27 protein-coding genes are annotated in these 19,388 nt (G+C 29.4%); 8 read left to right on the forward strand and 19 right to left on the reverse strand.

Annotated elements, in window-relative coordinates:
- Positions 1-168 precede the first annotated feature (168 nt).
- From dnaB to B2P65_RS10230, 3 genes are all read right to left on the reverse strand, one after another.
- Positions 169-1,416, reverse strand: coding sequence for a replicative DNA helicase (dnaB, locus tag B2P65_RS10220; RefSeq protein ID WP_346880121.1), 1,248 nt, complete (start codon positions 1,414-1,416; stop codon positions 169-171).
- A 1-nt stretch (position 1,417) separates the two neighbouring features.
- Positions 1,418-2,233: a conserved phage C-terminal domain-containing protein gene (locus B2P65_RS10225; protein ID WP_346880122.1), complete on the reverse strand. Its 816-nt coding sequence runs from the start codon at positions 2,231-2,233 to the stop codon at positions 1,418-1,420.
- A 622-nt stretch (positions 2,234-2,855) separates the two neighbouring features.
- The gene (locus B2P65_RS10230) at positions 2,856-3,068 is read right to left on the reverse strand and encodes a hypothetical protein (protein ID WP_346878095.1); all 213 of its coding nucleotides are present in this window, start codon (positions 3,066-3,068) and stop codon (positions 2,856-2,858) included.
- Between the two features lie 306 nt (positions 3,069-3,374).
- Between B2P65_RS10230 and B2P65_RS10235 the strand changes: the two genes are divergently transcribed.
- The 3 genes from B2P65_RS10235 (at position 3,375) to B2P65_RS10245 (ending at position 4,369) form a co-directional block, all read left to right on the forward strand.
- Positions 3,375-3,800: a hypothetical protein gene (locus tag B2P65_RS10235; protein WP_346880123.1), complete on the forward strand. Its 426-nt coding sequence runs from the start codon at positions 3,375-3,377 to the stop codon at positions 3,798-3,800.
- 80 nt (positions 3,801-3,880) lie between these two features.
- Entirely contained in the window at positions 3,881-4,105 is a 225-nt protein-coding gene (locus B2P65_RS10240) for a DUF1659 domain-containing protein (protein ID WP_346878093.1), read from the forward strand.
- A gap of 45 nt (positions 4,106-4,150) precedes the next feature.
- Positions 4,151-4,369 (forward strand): DUF2922 domain-containing protein, encoded by a 219-nt coding sequence (locus B2P65_RS10245; RefSeq protein WP_035131026.1) that lies wholly within the window; start codon positions 4,151-4,153, stop codon positions 4,367-4,369.
- A gap of 68 nt (positions 4,370-4,437) precedes the next feature.
- Here the strand turns inward: B2P65_RS10245 and B2P65_RS10250 are convergent, their stop codons facing one another.
- Both B2P65_RS10250 and B2P65_RS10255 read right to left on the reverse strand, forming a co-directional pair.
- On the reverse strand, positions 4,438-5,376 hold the full coding sequence (locus B2P65_RS10250; RefSeq protein ID WP_346880124.1) for a hypothetical protein: 939 nt from the start codon (positions 5,374-5,376) through the stop codon (positions 4,438-4,440).
- A 78-nt stretch (positions 5,377-5,454) separates the two neighbouring features.
- Positions 5,455-6,084: a hypothetical protein gene (locus tag B2P65_RS10255; protein WP_346877656.1), complete on the reverse strand. Its 630-nt coding sequence runs from the start codon at positions 6,082-6,084 to the stop codon at positions 5,455-5,457.
- Positions 6,085-6,237: 153 nt separating this feature from the next.
- On the opposite strand from B2P65_RS10255, the gene B2P65_RS10260 reads away from it, so the two are divergent.
- Positions 6,238-6,849 carry a DUF4230 domain-containing protein gene (locus B2P65_RS10260; RefSeq protein ID WP_346880125.1) on the forward strand — a complete coding sequence of 204 codons (612 nt, stop codon included), beginning with the start codon at positions 6,238-6,240 and terminating at the stop codon, positions 6,847-6,849.
- A gap of 120 nt (positions 6,850-6,969) precedes the next feature.
- Here the strand turns inward: B2P65_RS10260 and B2P65_RS10265 are convergent, their stop codons facing one another.
- Positions 6,970-8,202 carry a DUF2812 domain-containing protein gene (locus B2P65_RS10265; protein ID WP_346880126.1) on the reverse strand — a complete coding sequence of 411 codons (1,233 nt, stop codon included), beginning with the start codon at positions 8,200-8,202 and terminating at the stop codon, positions 6,970-6,972.
- A complete protein-coding gene (locus B2P65_RS10270) occupies positions 8,199-8,528 on the reverse strand; it encodes a PadR family transcriptional regulator (protein WP_346880127.1) in 330 nt (109 codons plus the stop codon). Before B2P65_RS10270 ends, B2P65_RS10265 begins: the two co-directional genes overlap by 4 nt.
- A 102-nt stretch (positions 8,529-8,630) precedes the next feature.
- Between B2P65_RS10270 and B2P65_RS10275 the strand changes: the two genes are divergently transcribed.
- From B2P65_RS10275 to B2P65_RS10285, 3 genes are all read left to right on the forward strand, one after another.
- The gene (locus tag B2P65_RS10275; protein WP_346880128.1) at positions 8,631-8,954 is read left to right on the forward strand and encodes a Nif3-like dinuclear metal center hexameric protein; all 324 of its coding nucleotides are present in this window, start codon (positions 8,631-8,633) and stop codon (positions 8,952-8,954) included.
- 233 nt (positions 8,955-9,187) lie between these two features.
- Entirely contained in the window at positions 9,188-9,766 is a 579-nt protein-coding gene (locus B2P65_RS10280; protein WP_150844570.1) for a transglycosylase SLT domain-containing protein, read from the forward strand.
- A gap of 126 nt (positions 9,767-9,892) precedes the next feature.
- Entirely contained in the window at positions 9,893-10,336 is a 444-nt protein-coding gene (locus B2P65_RS10285) for a GNAT family N-acetyltransferase (RefSeq protein ID WP_346847119.1), read from the forward strand.
- Positions 10,337-10,447: 111 nt separating this feature from the next.
- Here the strand turns inward: B2P65_RS10285 and B2P65_RS10290 are convergent, their stop codons facing one another.
- The 6 genes from B2P65_RS10290 to B2P65_RS10315 form a co-directional block, all read right to left on the reverse strand.
- On the reverse strand, positions 10,448-10,912 hold the full coding sequence (locus B2P65_RS10290; protein ID WP_346880129.1) for a hypothetical protein: 465 nt from the start codon (positions 10,910-10,912) through the stop codon (positions 10,448-10,450).
- A gap of 13 nt (positions 10,913-10,925) precedes the next feature.
- Entirely contained in the window at positions 10,926-11,609 is a 684-nt protein-coding gene (locus B2P65_RS10295; protein WP_346880130.1) for a DinB family protein, read from the reverse strand.
- A 63-nt stretch (positions 11,610-11,672) separates the two neighbouring features.
- Positions 11,673-11,873 carry a hypothetical protein gene (locus B2P65_RS10300; RefSeq protein ID WP_346877652.1) on the reverse strand — a complete coding sequence of 67 codons (201 nt, stop codon included), beginning with the start codon at positions 11,871-11,873 and terminating at the stop codon, positions 11,673-11,675.
- A gap of 27 nt (positions 11,874-11,900) precedes the next feature.
- A complete protein-coding gene (locus B2P65_RS10305) occupies positions 11,901-12,125 on the reverse strand; it encodes a hypothetical protein (RefSeq protein ID WP_346877651.1) in 225 nt (74 codons plus the stop codon).
- 286 nt (positions 12,126-12,411) lie between these two features.
- Positions 12,412-13,326: a MerR family transcriptional regulator gene (locus B2P65_RS10310; protein ID WP_346880131.1), complete on the reverse strand. Its 915-nt coding sequence runs from the start codon at positions 13,324-13,326 to the stop codon at positions 12,412-12,414.
- A gap of 120 nt (positions 13,327-13,446) precedes the next feature.
- Positions 13,447-14,316 (reverse strand): AraC family transcriptional regulator, encoded by an 870-nt coding sequence (locus tag B2P65_RS10315; RefSeq protein ID WP_346880132.1) that lies wholly within the window; start codon positions 14,314-14,316, stop codon positions 13,447-13,449.
- A gap of 184 nt (positions 14,317-14,500) precedes the next feature.
- On the opposite strand from B2P65_RS10315, the gene B2P65_RS10320 reads away from it, so the two are divergent.
- Complete coding sequence (locus tag B2P65_RS10320; RefSeq protein ID WP_346880133.1) at positions 14,501-14,794, forward strand: nucleotide pyrophosphohydrolase; 294 nt, start codon at positions 14,501-14,503, stop codon at positions 14,792-14,794.
- A 580-nt stretch (positions 14,795-15,374) separates the two neighbouring features.
- Here the strand turns inward: B2P65_RS10320 and B2P65_RS10325 are convergent.
- From B2P65_RS10325 to B2P65_RS10350, 6 genes are all read right to left on the reverse strand, one after another.
- Positions 15,375-16,049: a hypothetical protein gene (locus B2P65_RS10325; RefSeq protein WP_346880134.1), complete on the reverse strand. Its 675-nt coding sequence runs from the start codon at positions 16,047-16,049 to the stop codon at positions 15,375-15,377.
- 27 nt (positions 16,050-16,076) lie between these two features.
- Complete coding sequence (locus tag B2P65_RS10330) at positions 16,077-16,745, reverse strand: DUF4352 domain-containing protein (RefSeq protein WP_346847110.1); 669 nt, start codon at positions 16,743-16,745, stop codon at positions 16,077-16,079.
- A 173-nt stretch (positions 16,746-16,918) separates the two neighbouring features.
- Positions 16,919-17,368 carry a DUF2712 domain-containing protein gene (locus B2P65_RS10335; protein ID WP_346847109.1) on the reverse strand — a complete coding sequence of 150 codons (450 nt, stop codon included), beginning with the start codon at positions 17,366-17,368 and terminating at the stop codon, positions 16,919-16,921.
- 116 nt (positions 17,369-17,484) lie between these two features.
- On the reverse strand, positions 17,485-17,952 hold the full coding sequence (locus tag B2P65_RS10340) for a DUF2712 domain-containing protein (protein WP_346847108.1): 468 nt from the start codon (positions 17,950-17,952) through the stop codon (positions 17,485-17,487).
- A 199-nt stretch (positions 17,953-18,151) separates the two neighbouring features.
- Positions 18,152-18,706 carry a hypothetical protein gene (locus tag B2P65_RS10345; RefSeq protein ID WP_346877647.1) on the reverse strand — a complete coding sequence of 185 codons (555 nt, stop codon included), beginning with the start codon at positions 18,704-18,706 and terminating at the stop codon, positions 18,152-18,154.
- Positions 18,690-19,364 (reverse strand): ATP-binding cassette domain-containing protein, encoded by a 675-nt coding sequence (locus B2P65_RS10350; RefSeq protein WP_346847106.1) that lies wholly within the window; start codon positions 19,362-19,364, stop codon positions 18,690-18,692. The genes B2P65_RS10345 and B2P65_RS10350 overlap by 17 nt, the downstream gene beginning before the upstream one ends.
- Positions 19,365-19,388 lie beyond the last annotated feature (24 nt).

Below are 19,388 nucleotides of genomic sequence, written 5' to 3' on the forward strand. Positions count from 1 at the left end.
TACTTAAAATTTTAACATAAATTATATTATATATCATTAATTTTACTTAAAAGTATAAATTCAATACATGAAATTATCTATTAGACCTCTACTGAAGCCCCAACACTCTCTGATACTTTCCAATCCATCCTAGATTTATATTTCTAACTTCACCATTTCTATTTTTACCTATGATAATTTCCATGATTTCCTTAGGTGCCTCCCCTCTTCCTCTTTATTTTTATCTTTATTTTCAGTGTCATAATAACTTTCCCTGTAAGGAAAGAGCACCATATCTGCATCTTGTTCTATGGAGCCAGATTCTCTTAGGTCTGATAGCATTGGTCTTGGATCATTTCTGCTTTCTGCTGCCCTGGAGAGTTGAGCTAATGCTATGACGGTGATTTTCAAGGATTTTGCCATTGCCTTTAGCTCCCTTGATATCTTTGCAACTTCTTGTTCTCTAGATGAACTTACGCCAACAGATTCTATGAGCTGAAGATAATCTATTATTATCACATCTAAACCTTCCTTTTGCTTTAAAGTCTTTGCCTTTCCTCTTATGGTTGGAAGTGTAGTTGATGTGTCATCTATGAAAATTTTTCTCTTTGAAAGTTCTGAGGCTCCTATGATAAGCTTATTTAGGTGATCTTCTTCTAGATTTCCACTCTGTATATTTTTTAAAGAAATCAAGCATCTAGCAGAAAGCATTCTTTGCATTAGTTGGTTCTTTGGCATTTCTAAGGAGAATAAGCCCACCTTTGCCTCTTTGGAAACATGTTGGGCAAGGTTTAAAGCAAAGGCTGTCTTTCCCATGGAGGGTCTTGCAGCTATAATAACTAGTTCTCCAGATTTTAAGCCTGAGGTCACTTCATCTAAGTCCTTATACCCCGTGGAAATACCTTCAAGGGCCTTTTTATTCAGGTATCTTTTTTCAATGTGACTTATGGTACTCTCCAGTGTATCCATAATGGGTTCCATATCTTCCATGGCTACACTGCTATAGGCTTTATGAATATTATCCTCTAACTCTTCCACCACTTGGTCTACAAGGAACTCTCCATGACTCTCATCAATGGCTTTTCTGCAAGCTTTTATAACCCTTCTTCTGCTTGCTTTATCTATGATAATTTCACAGTAATTTCTTATATTACTTAGGTACACAGCAGAACTAGAAAGCTTAGAAAGGTATGTTATACCGTTGCATTTTTCTAGAACCTCCCTAGATTTTAGTTCCTCGGAAAGGGTTATTAAATCTATATTAATCTCCCTAGCTCTAAGATTTAAAATCCCCCTATAAATCACCTTATGATTTTCATAATAAAAATCTTCTAAGTTTAAAATATCCTCCACTTCATAAATTTTATCCTTATCGTTAATTAACACCCCAAGGACTACCTGTTCTGCTTCTAGACTATGTGGCATCACCATATCCATGCTACATGTCCTCCTTCAAAACTATATTCTTTAACTTTTCCTTTAACTCAGCTTTATTTTTTTCATCACTAAGGACCATATTTCCCCTCTTAAATTTCCCGTCACTTTCCTTCTCTTGTTTTCTTTCTTGATTTAGATAGGTCTCAAATTTATTGCCAAAGAGAGTAGTAGGAACTAAATATTGCTGAAACTTGGTGCCTGTCCATTTATATTTCATATTATCAATAACGGTTTTAAAGTCCTCTATGGTAAAGCCTTCACTAAGCCTTGCTTTAATAAGCCTAATAGTTATCTTTGTTGAGCTTCTAAAGTTTTTTCCTGTTTTCAAATTCAGATACTCTATTATTTCAAAGGTACTTTTATCCAAAAGAAGATTTTTATTTATTTTAGTAGATGAATCTTTAGTAGAGGGATTATTTGTTGTAGATTTAAATCCACACCCTTTAGACTCTTCATCCATACCCTTAGATTTTTCCTCCTCTGCTCCTTCTCTAGTTATAAGCTCCTTATAATTTTCACCTATGCCAAAAAAGGAGTATGTTCCCTTTTCCCTCACAACCAGATGAGTAAGCATTCCTGCATCTCTCAATTTAAAAAATCTAGATTGAACTGTACATTTCTTCATTCTAAAAATAGGAAACTCTCTTAAAACTGCATCATAACGAAGCCAATAATAAATATGTCCCTCTACCTCCCTTGTGTTCATTCCATTACTTTCTTTAAAATCAATGAAATACCTAAGAATACTTGCATCAATAATATCTAGTCCAAACTTTATTAATTTATCCTGCCTAAAACCCATAATTGTATGTTTCATAATCTTCTCTCTCCTATCCTTGCTTAATTAACTCTCTATATACTAAATAAGCAATTTAGACGAAAAGTGGAAAATTATTTTATTAAAAATAAAAAAAGTGGCATACACCACATTCCTAACGATAAAACCAATAAAACGTAAAAATCTATACTTTCCTATACATTGAAAAAGACAATCCAGAAGTTAATCCTGAACTGTCTAAAATACTTATACAATATTATTTTTTTGGCTCTGTTGAAGATTACAGTGATAGAATATACAAGCTATGTGGATATTGATGGACATCCCATAAAGATTCTAGTGAAATACACAGCCTTTTATTTTTAATAACGTGGCCGAAACCAAATTATAAAAATCTTATTTTCATTAAGTTATATTATTAAAATCTCACCTTAAATTACACCACATTTTACCTAGGAAACTAGATAGCTAGAAAACTATATACCTATAAAAATATATAAATATGGATATATAAAAATAGTTAAATTGTAATATATAGACCTAGTTAAATAGTAAAATAGTTAACTATTTGTTGTGTTCATGGGGGTTTCAAGGCTTTCTCTAATAAGCACTGTATGTTAATTACTAATTATAATACTTTCTTAAACTTTGCTAAAATAACTTACTGAGTTTTACTTTTACAATACCCCATATCTTTCAAAAGTAATGTAATAAAATATATCGCAAGCAATAAATAAGCTAAATTAAAAGCAACTAATAGGTTTCTATTTTCAATAACTTTACTAATAGGTTGATGTAATATAGCTATAACTAAAATGAAAATATTCCTACTTAATTGAATTCCTTTGGATTTCTTTTTCCTTATATCTTTCATACTTAATTCTCCTCAACTCACTAATATCAACTATTTTATTCTTCCCTTTAAAATCAAAATTCAAACCTTCAATATTTTTTAGCACAACCTCTTGGTTTCATATGCCTTAAATTTATTATAATGCATTTAATGTTTTACATTCCATAAAAATACATGAAAGTATGATTTTATTGCATAAGATTACAATTTTATATATTGAAATCCCAGTAAATATTATCCAAAAACTTTTAAAACCCTTATCTCTAGTGAATTTTCTTAATAAAAGCATATATAGTTAGTGTTAAATAATTTATAAGGAGGTTTCTCATGAAAAAAGAAAATAAAATTAATGATTCCATAGATGAATTTAATTCTGAAGAAAACTTGGAAGAATTTAATGGCATCTGTGAGGCCATCACTGGTATTTCCATATCATCCTTTAATTTTGAAAAAGATACTCCCTCTAGGGAGAATTTATCCACAGCTAACCTAACTTCTCTACCACCTTCTGTTGATAGTTTTACTGATAATCGCAAGGTTAAAACTGAAGCTCTTGGAATAACTCCACCCATAGATGGTGAATTCTTTGATACTCAGAGATGTTATAAAATAAGAAATTCCACTGCTAGAATGCTAAATGAAATTAAAGCTGTTCATCCCAACGTTAATGTTTATATGAATACCATTGTGGATGCAGCAATTAGAAATTACTATGACTTTATTTTCAATAGAGATGGAATTAATACTTTATAATTATTCATCATCTATACTTTCCACTTATTTTTCAAAATGCATATATAATCATTGAAACCACTGATAAGGAGGTGAATTTAATGGCAGTAGATAAAGTTTTAAACACCACTTCTTTTCATATTGAAGTTGAAAACGGAACTGATAAGACTGGAGCTACAATTTATAAGAAAAAAACTTTTTCTGGAGTAAAACCTAGTGTTGACCCTCAAAATGTTTTTGATGTAGCTGAGGCTATCAAGGATGTATTAAATGCTTCTACTAGAGATAGTTACTTAAATGAAACTTCAAAATTAGTTAATGCTTAATAGTATTAACTGTGACTTACCCTAGAGAAAGGAGGAAATTAAACTATGGAATATTCATTATTAATGACTTTTATTAATGCTAGTGGAGATAAAGTTAATTTATCAATTTCAGGGGTTAAGCAAGATATCACTGAACCTCAGGTATCAACTCTTATGGATACCATAATTGCTAAGGATGTTTTTCTTAGTAAGGGAGGCTCTCTAGCTTCTAAATACGGAGCACAGCTTACCCAAAGACAAACTACTAAGTTCAGTCTTGCCTAAAATAACAAAAATAACGGGGTCAGACCTGAGGAAATTTTTTCCTCGGGGTCTGACCCCATTACAAATATTTACACTTCTTCAATAAGTGATTTCATATTCTCTTTTATTGAAGATAATTCATTTTCTACAGTAGTAAGCTTTGATCTAAGGGATTTTATTATGTCCTCTACATTATATACAACGTTGCATACACTTTTTAAAGAATCACTGATTTTTGATTGTACAATCCAGTCAGATATTAATCCATCAAAAAAGTAATCTGCAAAGGTTTCAAAAGAACCAATATTTATATCTATATCCATTGCTAAATCCACATCTGCTAATTCATTTTGAAATTTCATCAGTGCAATTTTTGTATTCTGTGCATACTCTTTAGCTTTATCAATTTCAGAGTGTTTGGCTGCTGTAGCTAAAAGGCCTCCCCCTAGTATATCCCAGGTTCCCCATCCATCAGCACTTTCAAGAGAATCTACTACAAATTGAAGTTCATTTCTAGCAGCATCACCAGCAGCTATTGCTTCCTGTAACTCTTTCTTCTGAGCTTCAATAGAAGGAATCTTGTCCATAATTTCAAGTAACTTTTTAGAGTTCTCATTATTTAAACCTAATATAAACGCTTCTTTTTTCTTTAATACTGCTTCATATTCAGCCTCTGCATCAAGTAAATTGTTAAATGACACTTTATAGGATTCAAGATCCTTTTCTAACATAAGAACTGAGTTGCAACATTCATCATACTTTAACTTTGCAGCAAGGAACTCTTGTCTCTCTTTATCAAGCTGCTGATCCTTACTTCCAAGTATAGAATAAAATATGTTAGCAATACTTAATGATTCAAGCTTTTTTACATCTTTATCCTCATCTTTAAGAGCTTTTTCAAGTTCTATCTTTCTATTCACTTCTTTTTCAAGAGCTTCTTCTGTATGCCTAATCATACCCTCAAACTTCTCTTTTCTCCACACTTTTTCCTTAGTAGCTATAAGTTCTTCATTAATATACTCAAACATACTAAACTTCCTTTCTTTTTTAAGGGAGATTATATCCCAAATTTTGTCACGGGGTCTGACCCCCTGGATATTTTATACTTATTTCAAAGGATATACTAAATTCAAGTTTAATTTTTTCAATTCCTTATAATAATAATAGTTATGCTCAGCACCAACTGTACATAAAATTCTTTTATCACTATTTTTCTCTATGACTTTTCTAATACGTTCTACCATTATTTGATTTCTAGCTATCCAATTTACATTATAAACTATAGGGTCTATTGTATTTAACCATTCTTGCTTTTGCATTATTAATGCATCTAATTCAAATGAATTAAGTGGCAATATGCTTTTTTTTCCAACTTCCCATATTTTTTCATATTTTTTATCTAACTCTTTAATAATGGCTTCTTTTTCAGTTTCACTATAGCTTTGTAGATAATCAAAATCAACCAAATCATCTTCAAACCAATCTACTGGTTTAAATTCAATTCCTTCACTCTTACAGTAAGGTATAATCAATCTTCTATATTCACTTGGTCCAAGATACCCTGAATATGTATTATCATCACAATATTGGGACCAATCCTCTGGTCGTACTTCCCCACATATAATATCAGGTTTAAATCCCACTATTGCTTCTTTTATCATTTCTAATGTGTATCCCTTTTCCTGTCTAAAATCATCATCTCCATGAATTGTACCTAAAATACCTATAACTCCCATGCCTTTTCCCCCTACTTTGTACTATCCCAAATTTTGTCACGGGGTCTGACCCCCTGGATAATATTTTACTTTATACCATTATATCTCATTACATTCATAATATATACTCCCATAGCATAAACATTAAAAAGATAATTTTGCGGAGTGATTATTTTGAAAAAATCCAAGATTAAAAAGTTCTTTTCCTTTTTTAAGAAGATTAAGATTATGATTTTTATAATAGCTATAATTGTTGCTTGTTTATTTATAAATTCTTTAACTACTAAAAATAATTTAGAGAAAAAGAGTGATTTTGTATCTGAAAAACTTATATCCATATCCGAGCTGGCTACTTCCCGTTATGATTACTCTAATGTGATTTCTGTGAAGAATAGCTTAAGTTTTAAGGATATTACTATTCCTTTTACTGAAAAATCCTTTGTAATTAAATATAATGGCTATATTACTGCTGGATTAGATTTTAGTGCTGCTACTTTTTCTATAGATAAAAATATACTTACCATAACTATTCCACCTTGTTCTATCCTTACTCATAATGTAAATGAAGATGAGGTTTTTATATTTGATGAAAAAAACTCCATATTTAATAAATTAACTATGGATGATATGTTAAGTGAAATTGTAGCAGAAAAATCTAAGACTGAAGAAAAGGTAATAAAAAACGGCTTCCTTGATAAGGTTACTGTGGACACTATAGACCTTCTTAAAAACATTTTCTTGAATTGCGGCTTTGATGAAGTAAAAGTTAAGATTGTAGCATCTTAATTCATATAATATAAAAATGCTATGTTTTTTCAACATAGCATTACGACCTTATAAAAATATTGGCTTAGACCTAATATGTTCATTGAGAGGGAATGCAATGAAATAATTCACCTTATAATACTAGTATTCCCTCACTTTGGCCCTAATATAGAATGAAATTATTTTTGAATAAGGGAAACAAAATAAGAATAATATAGACACAAGAAATAATACTATGAAAATCATATATGGTAAAACTTCTATTGTCCTTGAAATATCATTAATTAAAAGAATAAATACTTTTATAATGCTATAAGAAATAATAGCTATAATAGGTAGGTAAAATGCTGAATAAGTTAAAGCCATTTTCTTAGCATTAGAAGCTTGTTCCTCCCTATTTGTATATATATTAGGTCTTTCGCCTGTGTATTCTTTACTCCATAGACTCCATTTAACTGGTAATGTTCCAACAGTATATGCAAGTTCCCATTGATCCAGTTTAAATATTTCATAATATGCAGCTGTAGGGTTATTTTGAAAATCTAATATATATCTAATTTTTCTAGGAGCTCCCTTAGTAAAATAAAATTTCATATTCCCTTTTTTAACTTTATAAAGATTAAAGCCTTTTGCTTCCATATCTTCTAACCATTTTTCTAATTTATCTGGTTCTAAAAAACTAGGGCATCTTTTCTCTATTAACTTCCTATGTTCTTGTAGTGAACCTTCCTTTTCAGATACATATTCCCCATCAAATTTAACATAATCAGAGCCTAATTCCTCTTTTATCTGCGATTCATTCTTCCTTAATCTATATAGTGGATATATGAACAGAGCTATAATACCTAGCGCTTTTACAACATTTAAAATATCTAACAAAGTAAAATAAGAAGTTTCTATATGTTGTATTTTCTCAGGAGACACTTCTTTTATGAAGGTGATATCTCCAATACCTAAAAAATAAAAAATTATCATTGGAATCAAAAATATTAGGAAAATGCCAATATTTGCAGCAAGATAAATTGGAATTAATGATAAAAGAATTTGAGCTATTTTAAATCTACTTAGTAAAGGCTCTCGAGATGGCTCAGCTTTTATATCTTCTAGATTCTTTTCATTTGCTAAGAAAAACCATCTACCTTTTCTACAAGCTTTGTACCATCCATTTTTTATTAAAGAAGGTTGTAACTCTGTAATCCCCCTTTTCTCAAATGAAATTCTATAGTTAATATTGCTTTCTTCTCCCTTTTCAAAGATAAATAGTTTTAGAAGAAGGTTAACATCTTTCAAAATATAACCCTCTAAAGCTTTTTTACTTAACCAGTTTTCTATATTTTTAATATTTAAGCTCCAAAATGGTTTAAAAATTCTCATGAAAAATCCCCCTCATATTTTATTGCATTATCATGTAATTCTTTAATCCTCTCTATATCTGCTTTTATTAATCTCTTCCCCAGTTCTGTAATTTCATATATTGTTTTCCTATTTTCATCAGAGTAAATTGATATAATTTGACTTTTTTCCATTTTACCTAATGTTCCATAAACTGTACCAGAACCTAACTTTATTCTTCCATTAGTAATTTTATCTACATGTTGTATTATTCCATAACCATGTCTTGGTTCTGTAAGTGAAAGAAGAATGTAGAAAGCTGTTTCTGTCATAGGCATGAATGCTTTTAAAATTTTATCCTCACTCATTAAAATACCTTCTTTCTAGTATTACTATTTTTCTATATGTCTATATGTCACGGTGTGATATATCATATTAAAACTATATCACACTGCGACATATAAGTAAACATGCAATATAAAAAATGCTATTTATATGGAAATAATAATATAAAAGATGGGAGAGTAGCCATTGTAGCAGGTGGAGGTAATAATATAGCTACTGCTTCTGAAATGATTGAAAATAAGGTGGATGTTCTTATTACAGGTATTTCAGTGAATAACAAAAATTATTTAGAAGTTCATGAGCTTGAACAAAAAAATCATATTAATGTTTTGGGTGGAACCCATTATTCTACTGAAAAATTTGCATGTCAAAAGATGTGTACTTACTTTGAAAGGTTTGGGCTTGTTTCTACTTTTATTGAAGGAGAACCAGTATACGAGGATATGTAAGTTTGCTACATCTGTTTAATAATTGTGCATAAATATTTATGTATATTTCACACTTTCCTTAAATGTAAATTAAATAATATAAATATATTAAACACTTAAGAAATTTGTAATGAATTCCTTAAGTGTTTTAATCTATAATTAAATTAAATAAGCTAGTTATAGATAAGTTTTAAAATATAAAAAAGGCTATAACTATTTCGCCTATGGTAAATAAGCTTTGAGGAGGAACTTTTTTGAAGAAAAAAAGATTTAGTTTTAAAAAACTTTTATTTATTTTAATTATTATTGGTTGGGGTATGTTATTTATTTATTCTTTTAACAGTAAAAATCCTCATGAACAAGAAACCTTTCAGATTGAGTATAAAGATTCTATAAATAAATATTGTAAAGAGTTTGATGTTGATAAATATTTGGTGTATGCAATGATAAAACAGGAAAGCAATTTTAATAACCAGGCTATTTCTTCAGCTAAAGCAAGAGGTTTAATGCAGCTAACAGAAGATACCTTTAACTGGCTAAAACCTCAGTTAGGAGAAAGTTCTACCACCTATGATGATTTGTTTGATGCAGATACTAATATTCGATATGGTGTGTTTTTCATTTCTATCCTTCAGAAAAACTTTTCTGAGCAAAATACTGTAGTTGCAGCCTATAATGCGGGAATGAATATTACCACTGAATGGTTACAGGATAGTAATTATTCAAGTGATGGAGCAACACTAAATAACATCCCTTATAAGGAAACTGCAAATTATGTTGATATAGTGGACTATAATTATAAAAAGTATTTAGAAATATATAAAGATAAGTAACCTATAGAATATGAAATATAAAATACTCATTGATATTTTGTATTATATGTTATAATTTACTTGTATTACCTCTAGCATTATACTATGAGCAACAATTATTTATAAAATATTGTGGAGGAATTCTAAATGAATTTAAACATGTTTAGATGCGGTATCAATGAAATTTCATATATTAAAGATGCCATTATTAATGTTAAAAGCGAAGAAGATCCATGTTGTTTTAACAAGAAAGCTATAGAAAAATTTTTATCCAATGACGATAATTTGTTTTATGTTGCAGCAATGGATGAAAAAGTTGTTTCATATGCAATTGCTTATGTTCAAAGTCGTCTGGATACCACCCAAAGTATGATTTGCTTATATGAAATAGGTACATTAAAGTCCTGTAGAAAAAATGGTATTGGCAAAAGATTAATTAATAAAATTATTGAAGATGGAAAATTAAATAATTCAATGAAAATATGGATTCCAACAAATATAAGCAACTCACCAGCATGTAAATTATATAGTAGTATTGGAGCAGAGGAACCAGAAATAAAGGATGACATTATTTATAATTTCAGATATTAATCATAATGCATATATAAGTAAATTAAGGTGTAATAATCAAAATTAAGTGATTACTTGCAAAATACCCCATTATCCAAAATAGAATAATGAGGTATTTTTATTTTTACATAATTATTTATAATTATTTATTTCTAACTCTACTTCCACAGGTAATTTTTCCTTTAAAATATTAATAACTTTCTGGTAATCACTGGTTTTAAAATGAAAGGTTTGCTCCATAAAACCACCAAATAGTTTAACTTTTACATCCTTTGAATTAGTTAGTTGAATTTTCTCAATCTCATTCCACAATATAATCTCTTTATATCTATACATTGATATAAAGCCTTGGGAGCTAATTCCTCCCTTAATCCAGCTGCTTATAAACGTAAAAATACATAACATTCCTATTACATAATGAATCCAAGTATTAGCATAAAAATACATAATGCCTATGAGAATAATAATACCAAACAATACAACAACAATCTCTATAAGCCTTTTTCTTATTGGTATTATTAAGGCTTTTATATATTTTAGTTGCTTTAGTATTATTAAAATAAGAAGCACTGAAATAATAATATCATTAATCTTCATTTATATCCTCCTGTTATAAAGCCTTTGATTTGGACTTCTTTTTTGCACTTAAAGATTCATTTATGTGTATCACTTGATGTCTAGTCATTGGCATTAATATAATTCCCGCTACATTCTTTCTGCCCCAAAAATCAATAAGCCAATTTGATGCCTTTACATCCAATACTGCTCTCTCATCTAATATACGTTGCAATCTATGTTTATCAAAGTTTCTTTTCATATCCTGAGTGGAAAGATTCTCTACTATGTCTCTTGTCCTTCTTCCTACTTCAATTCTATAATTTTTTAATTCTTCCATATTTATATTTTTACTAAATTCCATAATATTATCTTCTGACATTGCATTACCAGTATCTGTGATATTGGAGTTGATTTTTTCTTGCCATTTTCCCCTATTAAATATCTGTTTATCGCCTGCAACTAATAAATTCATTGTTATATCCTCTATCCTAGTACAATGCCAAATGCCATAGGCGATAGTACGTCCCTTTTGATTTTGTGAAGTTCTAAATGTATTTTCATCTAACCCTTCCCATAATTCATCTTCAAAAGTTTTTTTATCTACTCCTGACATAATGGATAAATGGACCATTGAATGCAAACTTAAAGCCAAGCTTTTACTTTCTTGAATTTTATCTGGTTTCAATATTATCTTTCTTAATTCCTTAATATCATCGTTCCATGATTTTAAATCCACTTAATATACTCCCCTTTATTTGTTCCCTATGGTTTATAATTAATTATCAACTCTAAAATTAATTTAGTGTTTTACCTTTTTAGTAGCTACATAATCTACTAGCTTCCCCAATGCAAACCCAATAATAAGACCAGAACACACTCCTATCGATCCACGCCAAGAGTATGAAGAAAAGGTTCTATCTATGTAATATCCTATTGACATTCCAAAAAGAGCAAAAATACCTGGAGTGTATATCTTGTTACTTCTTTTATTTTTTATCAAGCACTTCACCTCTATAAATGTTATTGATTATAAAAATAACATATAAATAGCTACTCCCCCTGTAAAAATTACAGCTATAAATAACATAACTGCTTCAATTTTTCTATTATCTTTATAACTTTGTATTCCATTAAAAATATTTATTAAGGCAACTAGTAAAAGCATAATAGGAATATTGTTCCACTTACCTGTAATGTTTAATATAGCTACAATAATAACTAGAATAGTTAATAATATTTTTATTTTCTTCAATTGTGCATACTCCTTTGATATTTTTTCTTAAAGTTAATTATTAACTCTAAAATTAATTATACACTAATAAAAGTAAATTTAAAATAATTTTACCATAGACAACCTTAGTAATTATCCTGATGATTTACACTAGCATTTCTGCATTGACTTATAATCTAAATATTTTATATCCTCAAATTGCTAAAAAACACTGCATATTCATTTCTGAATGTGCAGCGTTTTGAATAAATTAAACTTTAAACTAAGATGACATAGCTAGTTATATAAATGCTAATGATTCTAAAAGTTATTTTTTAGTTATTGGCTCAAGCAGATTTAAATAAAAATCATTTCCTTCACCACTAGGTATGTGTTCCTCAAGACATGAACGGCTTTCATCAACAGCATATGCATTATTATCTTTCAATAATCGCATTAATGTTTGCCATGAATCGTATACTTCATTAGTACTATTTAGTGATGCATATAGACCACCTGGCAACCTTTTTTCTTCAAAACATTCTGGAATTACAACCTGTTCTGGTACAGTAATAGAAGCTGTCCATCCATACTCTGTACAACCTGGACTATATGCTGTGGTATTAAAACCAAAAATTCTAGCAGTACCCATTAAATGTTCTGATTCTGCCCAATCCAATACTTTTTTTAGTGCTTCATCCTCTGGAGAAGTGCTTATCACATTACATACTGCTACCCTCATATCAGGTAAACTAACAATTCGTAATGCTCCTGAAGTAATTGCGTTATTTGTCATAATAATATCCTCCCATTGCTCTATCATATTATTTGTAGAAATGATTTGAAGTGCCAATGTTTCTTCCATATTCACAAGGTATTCTGACTCATTGGATGGAAGCTCCATGGAGTTTATAATTGAAAGACATTTACTTAACAAGTTTTTTCGATTAGTAATCACAATATTTTCTTCACTTAGCTTATTAATTTGATTTCTAATAATCTTTGAAGTAACTTTAGTGTCTGCACTGTCAATGATGACTTTTACAAATTTCAAAGGAATATCCAGTTCCCTAAGCAATATTACAAGACGTATTCTCTGTAGTGCTTCACTATTGTACATACGCCAGCCTGATTGTGGATCTCGGGTACTATAGAAAAGCCCCTTGTCTTCCCAGTGACGAAGTGTACGACTGGTTAATCCAAATTGTTCCGATACCTGGTGAATTGGTTCAAAATGGCTCATTTAACCACCTCCTTTTTCAATCTATGAGGTCCTCATAAGAAAATAATATCATTTGACGCTACGTCAATTACAAGAGTATTTTAGAAGTTTTTCTAATAAGTTGCAATTATTTAATATTTTCTACTTTTTAATAATAGCAATCCAAACTTCTTGATGATTTTCTTGCATATAGCATTCAACTACAGGAAGATCAGCTAATTCATATCCTGAATTAGGAAGCCATTCACTATAAAATTGCTTATAAACCTTTTGAGTCGCATCTGGCAGTTCTCCATTAGCTTCAAAAATTGCCCATGTTGCAGCAGGGTAAGTAAACTCCTTCATTCCTTCAAGTACTGGAACATGTTTGCAATTTGGTACATCAACATGATTTGTCACAGCTATGATGTATTCCATTTCTTCCGACTCTCCCCATTGTCCTCCTTGAGCAATTCCTAAAAAACCTGCAGGTCTATAGTCGGGAAAGTTGTCAAGGAACATTTTCATAGTTCCATCCTTCCATGAGTTTTCCCAAATCTGAGGAATTACTTCAAAGGCCTGGGTTGTTTTTACTTTATGTGATACTCCCATTACTCTAAATTCAGGCCATTGTTCAATTTGATAATTCATATGATTTTCTCCTTTTATTGAAATTTGAAAGGAAAGCTTAGGACAGGATTTCAACTGTACAGTTTCATTTCTAACACTTGAGGGTAGTACTCCATGAAACTTTTTAAATGCCCTGGTAAATGAATCTTGAGATTCATATCCATACTTTAAAGAAATATCAATTATTCTTTCTGTGCTATTTAATAAATCAAAGACTGCCATTGTTAATCGTCTGTTTCTTATATACTCCGATAAAGGCTTGTCCGCTATATATGAGAACATTCTTTGAAAATTGTAGACAGAACATCCAGCAATTTTTGAAATAGTTTCATAGGATATTTCCCCATGAAGGTTTTCTTCTATATAATTTATAGACTCATTTAAATTTTTTATCCAATCCATTCTTCTCACTCCCAATTTAATAGTATCTTTATAAATATATTTACACTCGATATTTCATGCCCTATTTTGTAGCCTCATTATTATAAATTAATTGTACACCAATAAAAGTAAATACAAAATAGATATCGTGATATAATATGTCTAATAAGCAAATAATTATAAATTAACTATTGGAGGTAGAAAAATGGCAGATTTAAAATTTTCAGAAATTATGGCCATGCAAAAGGAACTACAGGAAAAATATAAAGAAAAATGGACTCCTCTTTGTGCAGAGAATGGTCGTAACAGCTTGTTATGGATGATAGAAGAGATGGGAGAAGTAATAGCGATAATTGAAAAACGTGGAGAAAATGATATTATGAATGATGAAACAGTTAGAGCTGCTTTTGTTGAAGAAATGGTTGATGTTATGATGTTCTACAACGATGCATTGATGTGCTTCGGGATTACACCTGAGGAATTTTCAGAAGCTTCATAAAAAAGCATTGTAAAAATATGAATAGAGATTTTGATCTTGAACATAAAAAATATCTGCTTTAATATTACCTGAATTAATCATAGTAAAATTAAATAGATTTAAAAGTATCAGATTTTTCGGCTCAAAAATAAGCTTACAACCTTAAACTATTACGAACTAAAGTCCAGTGATTTCGAATCACTGCACTTTTAAATTAAATATATTACATACCTATAATATATTATCAACACTATTTTAAAACAGAGTCAAAAATAAAAGTAGAAAAAAATATACTTATTGCAAATAATGCAAATAAGGCAAACATATTTAGAATCAAAAATACTGTATCTAAAATAGTAGCTAATTTTTTTTCTTTTTCTAACATGCTACTCTTTTGTATCAAAGGAAATGCCACTAAGCTACCAACTATATAAAATATGTTAATTACTAAAAGATTTATAGCTGCTGGAACTTCAAAAAAAACTTTGTAATAAATTCTATATAAATCACCTCCTGATATAGTTGACTATACAATATTTGATAAATAATTCAACATTGGATTTCTTTTCTTATCTTTCTATTCTAAAGCTTAATAATAAAATTAAAAATTTACTTCTACAAGTCTTTTCTTATCTTCGTCTTCTTTTCTGGTTGTGGCATCTTGCCTTTCAATTACAAGCCGCCCTTTATTAGTTTTTAATGATTGATCTTGAATTATGAATATAAGATCATAAGTATATTCTACTGATGGCTCAAACTCTGTTCTAAAATAATCTTTTCTCTCAAAACCATCTAATTTACTTGAAGAGACGCATTCACTATAATCACATTCATTAGTACTATTATTTTTATATACTACTAATCCCATACTATTTAAGTAGAGCTCCTTAACTTCTTTTGTATTATTCACAATAGTTAAATTAACTACTACATAAGAATTCTCTCCAGTTATGTTTCCACTTTCATCAAATGTATATCGTTCACTCCAATTTGTAGGTGCAGGAAAGTTTCCTTTTTCTTTTGATTCCATTGCTGAATTCACCTTATATGTATAAGGTCCAAAGGTAAACTCTTCTCCTACTTGAAAAATCCTTTTTTCACTTTCTTCTTTTGCTTCTTCTTTTTCAAGATTTCCTTCATCTTCTGCTACTTCTTCATTCTTCCAAACATTTTCTCCTGGAATAGGCATACCTTTAACTATAAGTATATAGATACTGCAAATAAACATTCCTGCTATAATTATTATGCAAATTACTTTACCCATTTTTCCTTTCACTTTTTACCTCCTTATATGAATATTCATTTAATGAAATTTTACTTCTACACATCTCATCTTATCTTCATATTCTTTTTCTGTTGAGGCATCTTGTCTTCTAATTACAAGCTGACCTTCATTGGTTTTTAATGATTCATCTGGAATTATAAATACAAGATCATAGGTATATTCTACTGATGGCTCAAGCTGTGTACTAAAATAATCTTTTCTTCCATAACCTTCTAGTTTACTTGAAGATAAACATTCACTATAATCACATTCATTAGTATTATTATTTTTATATACCGCTAATCCCATGCTGTTTAAGTAGAGTACCTTAACTTCTTTTGTATTATTCACAATAGTTAAATTGACTACTACATAAGAATTATCTCCAGTTATGTTGCCATTTTCATCAAATGTATATCTTTTTGAATAATCTGTAGGTGCAGGAAAGTTTCCTTTTTCTTTTGATTCCATTGCCGAATTAACTTTATATGTATAGGGTCCAAATGTAATCTCTTCTCCTATTTCATATAGCCTTAATTCACTTTCTTCTTTTTCAAGATTTCCTACATCTTCCTCTGCTACTTCTTCATTATTCCAAACATTTTTTCCTGGAATAGGCATACCTTTAACTATAAGTATATAGACACTGCAAATAAACATGGTTGCTATAATAATTTTTAAAATTAATCTCCCCATTTTTTCTTTCATTTTTTAATCTCCCAACACAATACTAATATAAAATTATATTTTTTTATAATATTGAACATGTCAAAATGTATACTAAAAACCTTCAACTTGAACACTTTTAAGATTTTCGTTAAAAAAGATTGTAAAATACAAATATATATCCTACAATCTTCTTTCTTAAATTTATCCTTAAATTATATGCTATCTGGACTCCATTTTCCAGATAAATATACCCTTAATTGATTTCCTGTCATACGAAGTTGTGCAGCATTATAACCTTTTTCATTTACATTATTAAGTAACTTTTTAGCTTGTCCCTTACCTACTAATACATTTCCATTGTAATTGCAGCATTCTTGCTGAGTTGGTCTAACAGAAGCATTACCAGCATCGTCGAAGACAGCATAGCCCCCCCATACATCAACGTAAACACTACAAGGTGAACCTAAATTAAATATATATGCTGATGAGTCATCTGACTTATATCTATATTTTGTTTCCACTATATTGTATCCAGAATAAAACTCTTTAAAATCAGTATCTACATAGTTATTTGCTTCAGCAATAGGTACTTTTACTGTCATTATTGTCATGAGTACCATTCCTAACATAATTCCTTTAAAAATATTATTTTTAATTTTCAATTGTCTTCCCCCTCTAAGAATAGGATGTCCTTTAATCCTATCTTGATAAATTTTTATAAATATAACTCAAACAATTAATCAAATCATAAGTATACTATTTTATTTTCGATATTTTATTATATACTATCTGGACTCCATAACCCTGATAAATTTACCCTTAATTGAGTTCCTGTCATTCTAAGTGATCCAGCATTATAATTTCTTTCATTTACATAGTTAGGTAACTTTTTAGCTTGTCCTTTTCCTACTAATACATTATTCTGACTAACATTACAAGAAGCTTCTTGTCCGTCATATTTATAAAAAACCATTCCTCTGCCATCTCTAGCAATTTCAAACTTACCTCTAGCACCCCATACATCAACATAAACACCACAAGGTGACCCTGAATTATTTATATATGACGAAGAGTCATCTTCCTTAGGTCTGTACTCCGTATTCACAGTATTATATCCTGAGTAAAAACCTCCAAATCCAGTGTCTGTATAGTTATTTGCTTCTGCGATAGTTAATTTAGCTGACATAATGGTCATAAGCGTCATTCCTAACATAATTCCTTTAAAAATATTTTTTTTAATTTTCAATTGTCTTCCCCCTTATTTAATAGGGTACGTTAACCCTATCTTAAACTTTTAAAATATAATTTGATTAATCATTTTAAGTTCTATGCATTTTATTATATCTTGAAAATTTTACCTTATATACGTAAAGTATTTACAAAGATAACTCCCCTAGTTTTTTTGTTATTAACTTTAACAATAACTACTTAGAGCTTATATATTATTAAATCTCAAGTTTAACATACTTTTTTATTGGATATATATCTAATGTTAAACGAAATTTTACTTCCTCAATTCTTTTCCAACTACTTTTATCATATTGAAAATCAAACATTTCATAGGGTAAATCTAATGTGATTTCTTCATTTGGGGCTAAAGTTAAGCTTGGACTTGCCTCTTCTCCATTAATTGTAATAAACATTTCATAATTTAAACCATTATGCCAATCAATAGATTCCGCTTCAAAAAAATCACATTCTATGCTTTGCTCTTTACTACTTGTATTCTTGAAGTTAACTGTTGCTACAATAGCTTTTCTTTCATCATTCTCAAAAAAAGTAGATTCTTCTAGATTCATATTTTTTATTTCATTGTCAGATATAAACTTAGCTTTTTCTACCTTTACTGTAATTCCTCTATATTCAAAGGTATCCCCTAGGTTATAAGCTTCTACAGGTGCCTGAGGATACTTATTGTTTATGTAATTATATCTTAGTCCAATTACTATAACTAAAATAAAAATAATAGCCAGTGATATTACTTTACTTTTCTTCTTCATAACTATCACCTTCCTTTTGGCGTTTATTATATGGTTTTAACCTTCCATTTTCCATAAAGAAAATTTCATCAGATAAAAATTCTAGTTCCTCACTATCATGACATGAAATAATTATTAATGCTCCTGCATCACGATATTTTTGTAATGTTTTTCTTAAAGATATTACACTACTTTCATCAAGGGCATTAGTTGGTTCATCTAGAATAATTATCTCAGGCTCTTCCATTATTGCAGCTGCTATTCCTAGTTTTTGTTTCATACCTAATGAATACTTTTTAAACTTCTTTTTTTCCTTTGGATCAAGTCCAACCATAGTTAATACTTCATTAATTTTATTATCATCTATCTTACCTTGTATTTCTGATAATATTTTAAGATTTTTAAATCCGGAATAATTAGAAATAAAACCTGGACTTTCAATTAAGGCTCCCAAACTGTTTGGAAAAGAAATATCCTTTCCAAGAACTTGTCCATCAATTATAACTTCACCTTCAGTTGGTAAAATAAGACCACAAATAGCTCGCATTAACATAGTTTTCCCTGAACCATTTTTTCCTTTTAATCCATATATTTTACCATTGGTCATTTTTATATTTATATTATCAAGAATTAAATTTCCTGAAATTCTTTTTGTTAAGTTTCTTACTTCTATCTCCATATTCATGCTCCTTATTTTCTCATT

Source organism: Clostridium sp. UBA3061 (assembly GCF_002367465.1).
Lineage (GTDB): Bacteria > Bacillota > Clostridia > Clostridiales > Clostridiaceae > Clostridium_J > Clostridium_J sulfidigenes.

What these genes read in the sequence shown, in the direction of transcription:
- dnaB (WP_346880121.1), bottom strand. Translation starts at nt 1,416, where the DNA reads ATGGATATGGTGATGCCACATAGTCTAGAAGCAGAACAGGTAGTCCTT.
- B2P65_RS10225 (WP_346880122.1), bottom strand. Translation starts at nt 2,233, where the DNA reads ATGAAACATACAATTATGGGTTTTAGGCAGGATAAATTAATAAAGTTT.
- B2P65_RS10230 (WP_346878095.1), bottom strand. Translation starts at nt 3,068, where the DNA reads ATGAAAGATATAAGGAAAAAGAAATCCAAAGGAATTCAATTAAGTAGG.
- B2P65_RS10235 (WP_346880123.1), top strand. Translation starts at nt 3,375, where the DNA reads ATGAAAAAAGAAAATAAAATTAATGATTCCATAGATGAATTTAATTCT.
- B2P65_RS10240 (WP_346878093.1), top strand. Translation starts at nt 3,881, where the DNA reads ATGGCAGTAGATAAAGTTTTAAACACCACTTCTTTTCATATTGAAGTT.
- B2P65_RS10245 (WP_035131026.1), top strand. Translation starts at nt 4,151, where the DNA reads ATGGAATATTCATTATTAATGACTTTTATTAATGCTAGTGGAGATAAA.
- B2P65_RS10250 (WP_346880124.1), bottom strand. Translation starts at nt 5,376, where the DNA reads ATGTTTGAGTATATTAATGAAGAACTTATAGCTACTAAGGAAAAAGTG.
- B2P65_RS10255 (WP_346877656.1), bottom strand. Translation starts at nt 6,084, where the DNA reads ATGGGAGTTATAGGTATTTTAGGTACAATTCATGGAGATGATGATTTT.
- B2P65_RS10265 (WP_346880126.1), bottom strand. Translation starts at nt 8,202, where the DNA reads ATGAGAATTTTTAAACCATTTTGGAGCTTAAATATTAAAAATATAGAA.
- B2P65_RS10270 (WP_346880127.1), bottom strand. Translation starts at nt 8,528, where the DNA reads ATGAGTGAGGATAAAATTTTAAAAGCATTCATGCCTATGACAGAAACA.
- B2P65_RS10275 (WP_346880128.1), top strand. Translation starts at nt 8,631, where the DNA reads ATGCAATATAAAAAATGCTATTTATATGGAAATAATAATATAAAAGAT.
- B2P65_RS10285 (WP_346847119.1), top strand. Translation starts at nt 9,893, where the DNA reads ATGAATTTAAACATGTTTAGATGCGGTATCAATGAAATTTCATATATT.
- B2P65_RS10290 (WP_346880129.1), bottom strand. Translation starts at nt 10,912, where the DNA reads ATGAAGATTAATGATATTATTATTTCAGTGCTTCTTATTTTAATAATA.
- B2P65_RS10310 (WP_346880131.1), bottom strand. Translation starts at nt 13,326, where the DNA reads ATGAGCCATTTTGAACCAATTCACCAGGTATCGGAACAATTTGGATTA.
- B2P65_RS10315 (WP_346880132.1), bottom strand. Translation starts at nt 14,316, where the DNA reads ATGGATTGGATAAAAAATTTAAATGAGTCTATAAATTATATAGAAGAA.
- B2P65_RS10320 (WP_346880133.1), top strand. Translation starts at nt 14,501, where the DNA reads ATGGCAGATTTAAAATTTTCAGAAATTATGGCCATGCAAAAGGAACTA.
- B2P65_RS10330 (WP_346847110.1), bottom strand. Translation starts at nt 16,745, where the DNA reads ATGAAAGAAAAAATGGGGAGATTAATTTTAAAAATTATTATAGCAACC.
- B2P65_RS10345 (WP_346877647.1), bottom strand. Translation starts at nt 18,706, where the DNA reads ATGAAGAAGAAAAGTAAAGTAATATCACTGGCTATTATTTTTATTTTA.
- B2P65_RS10350 (WP_346847106.1), bottom strand. Translation starts at nt 19,364, where the DNA reads ATGGAGATAGAAGTAAGAAACTTAACAAAAAGAATTTCAGGAAATTTA.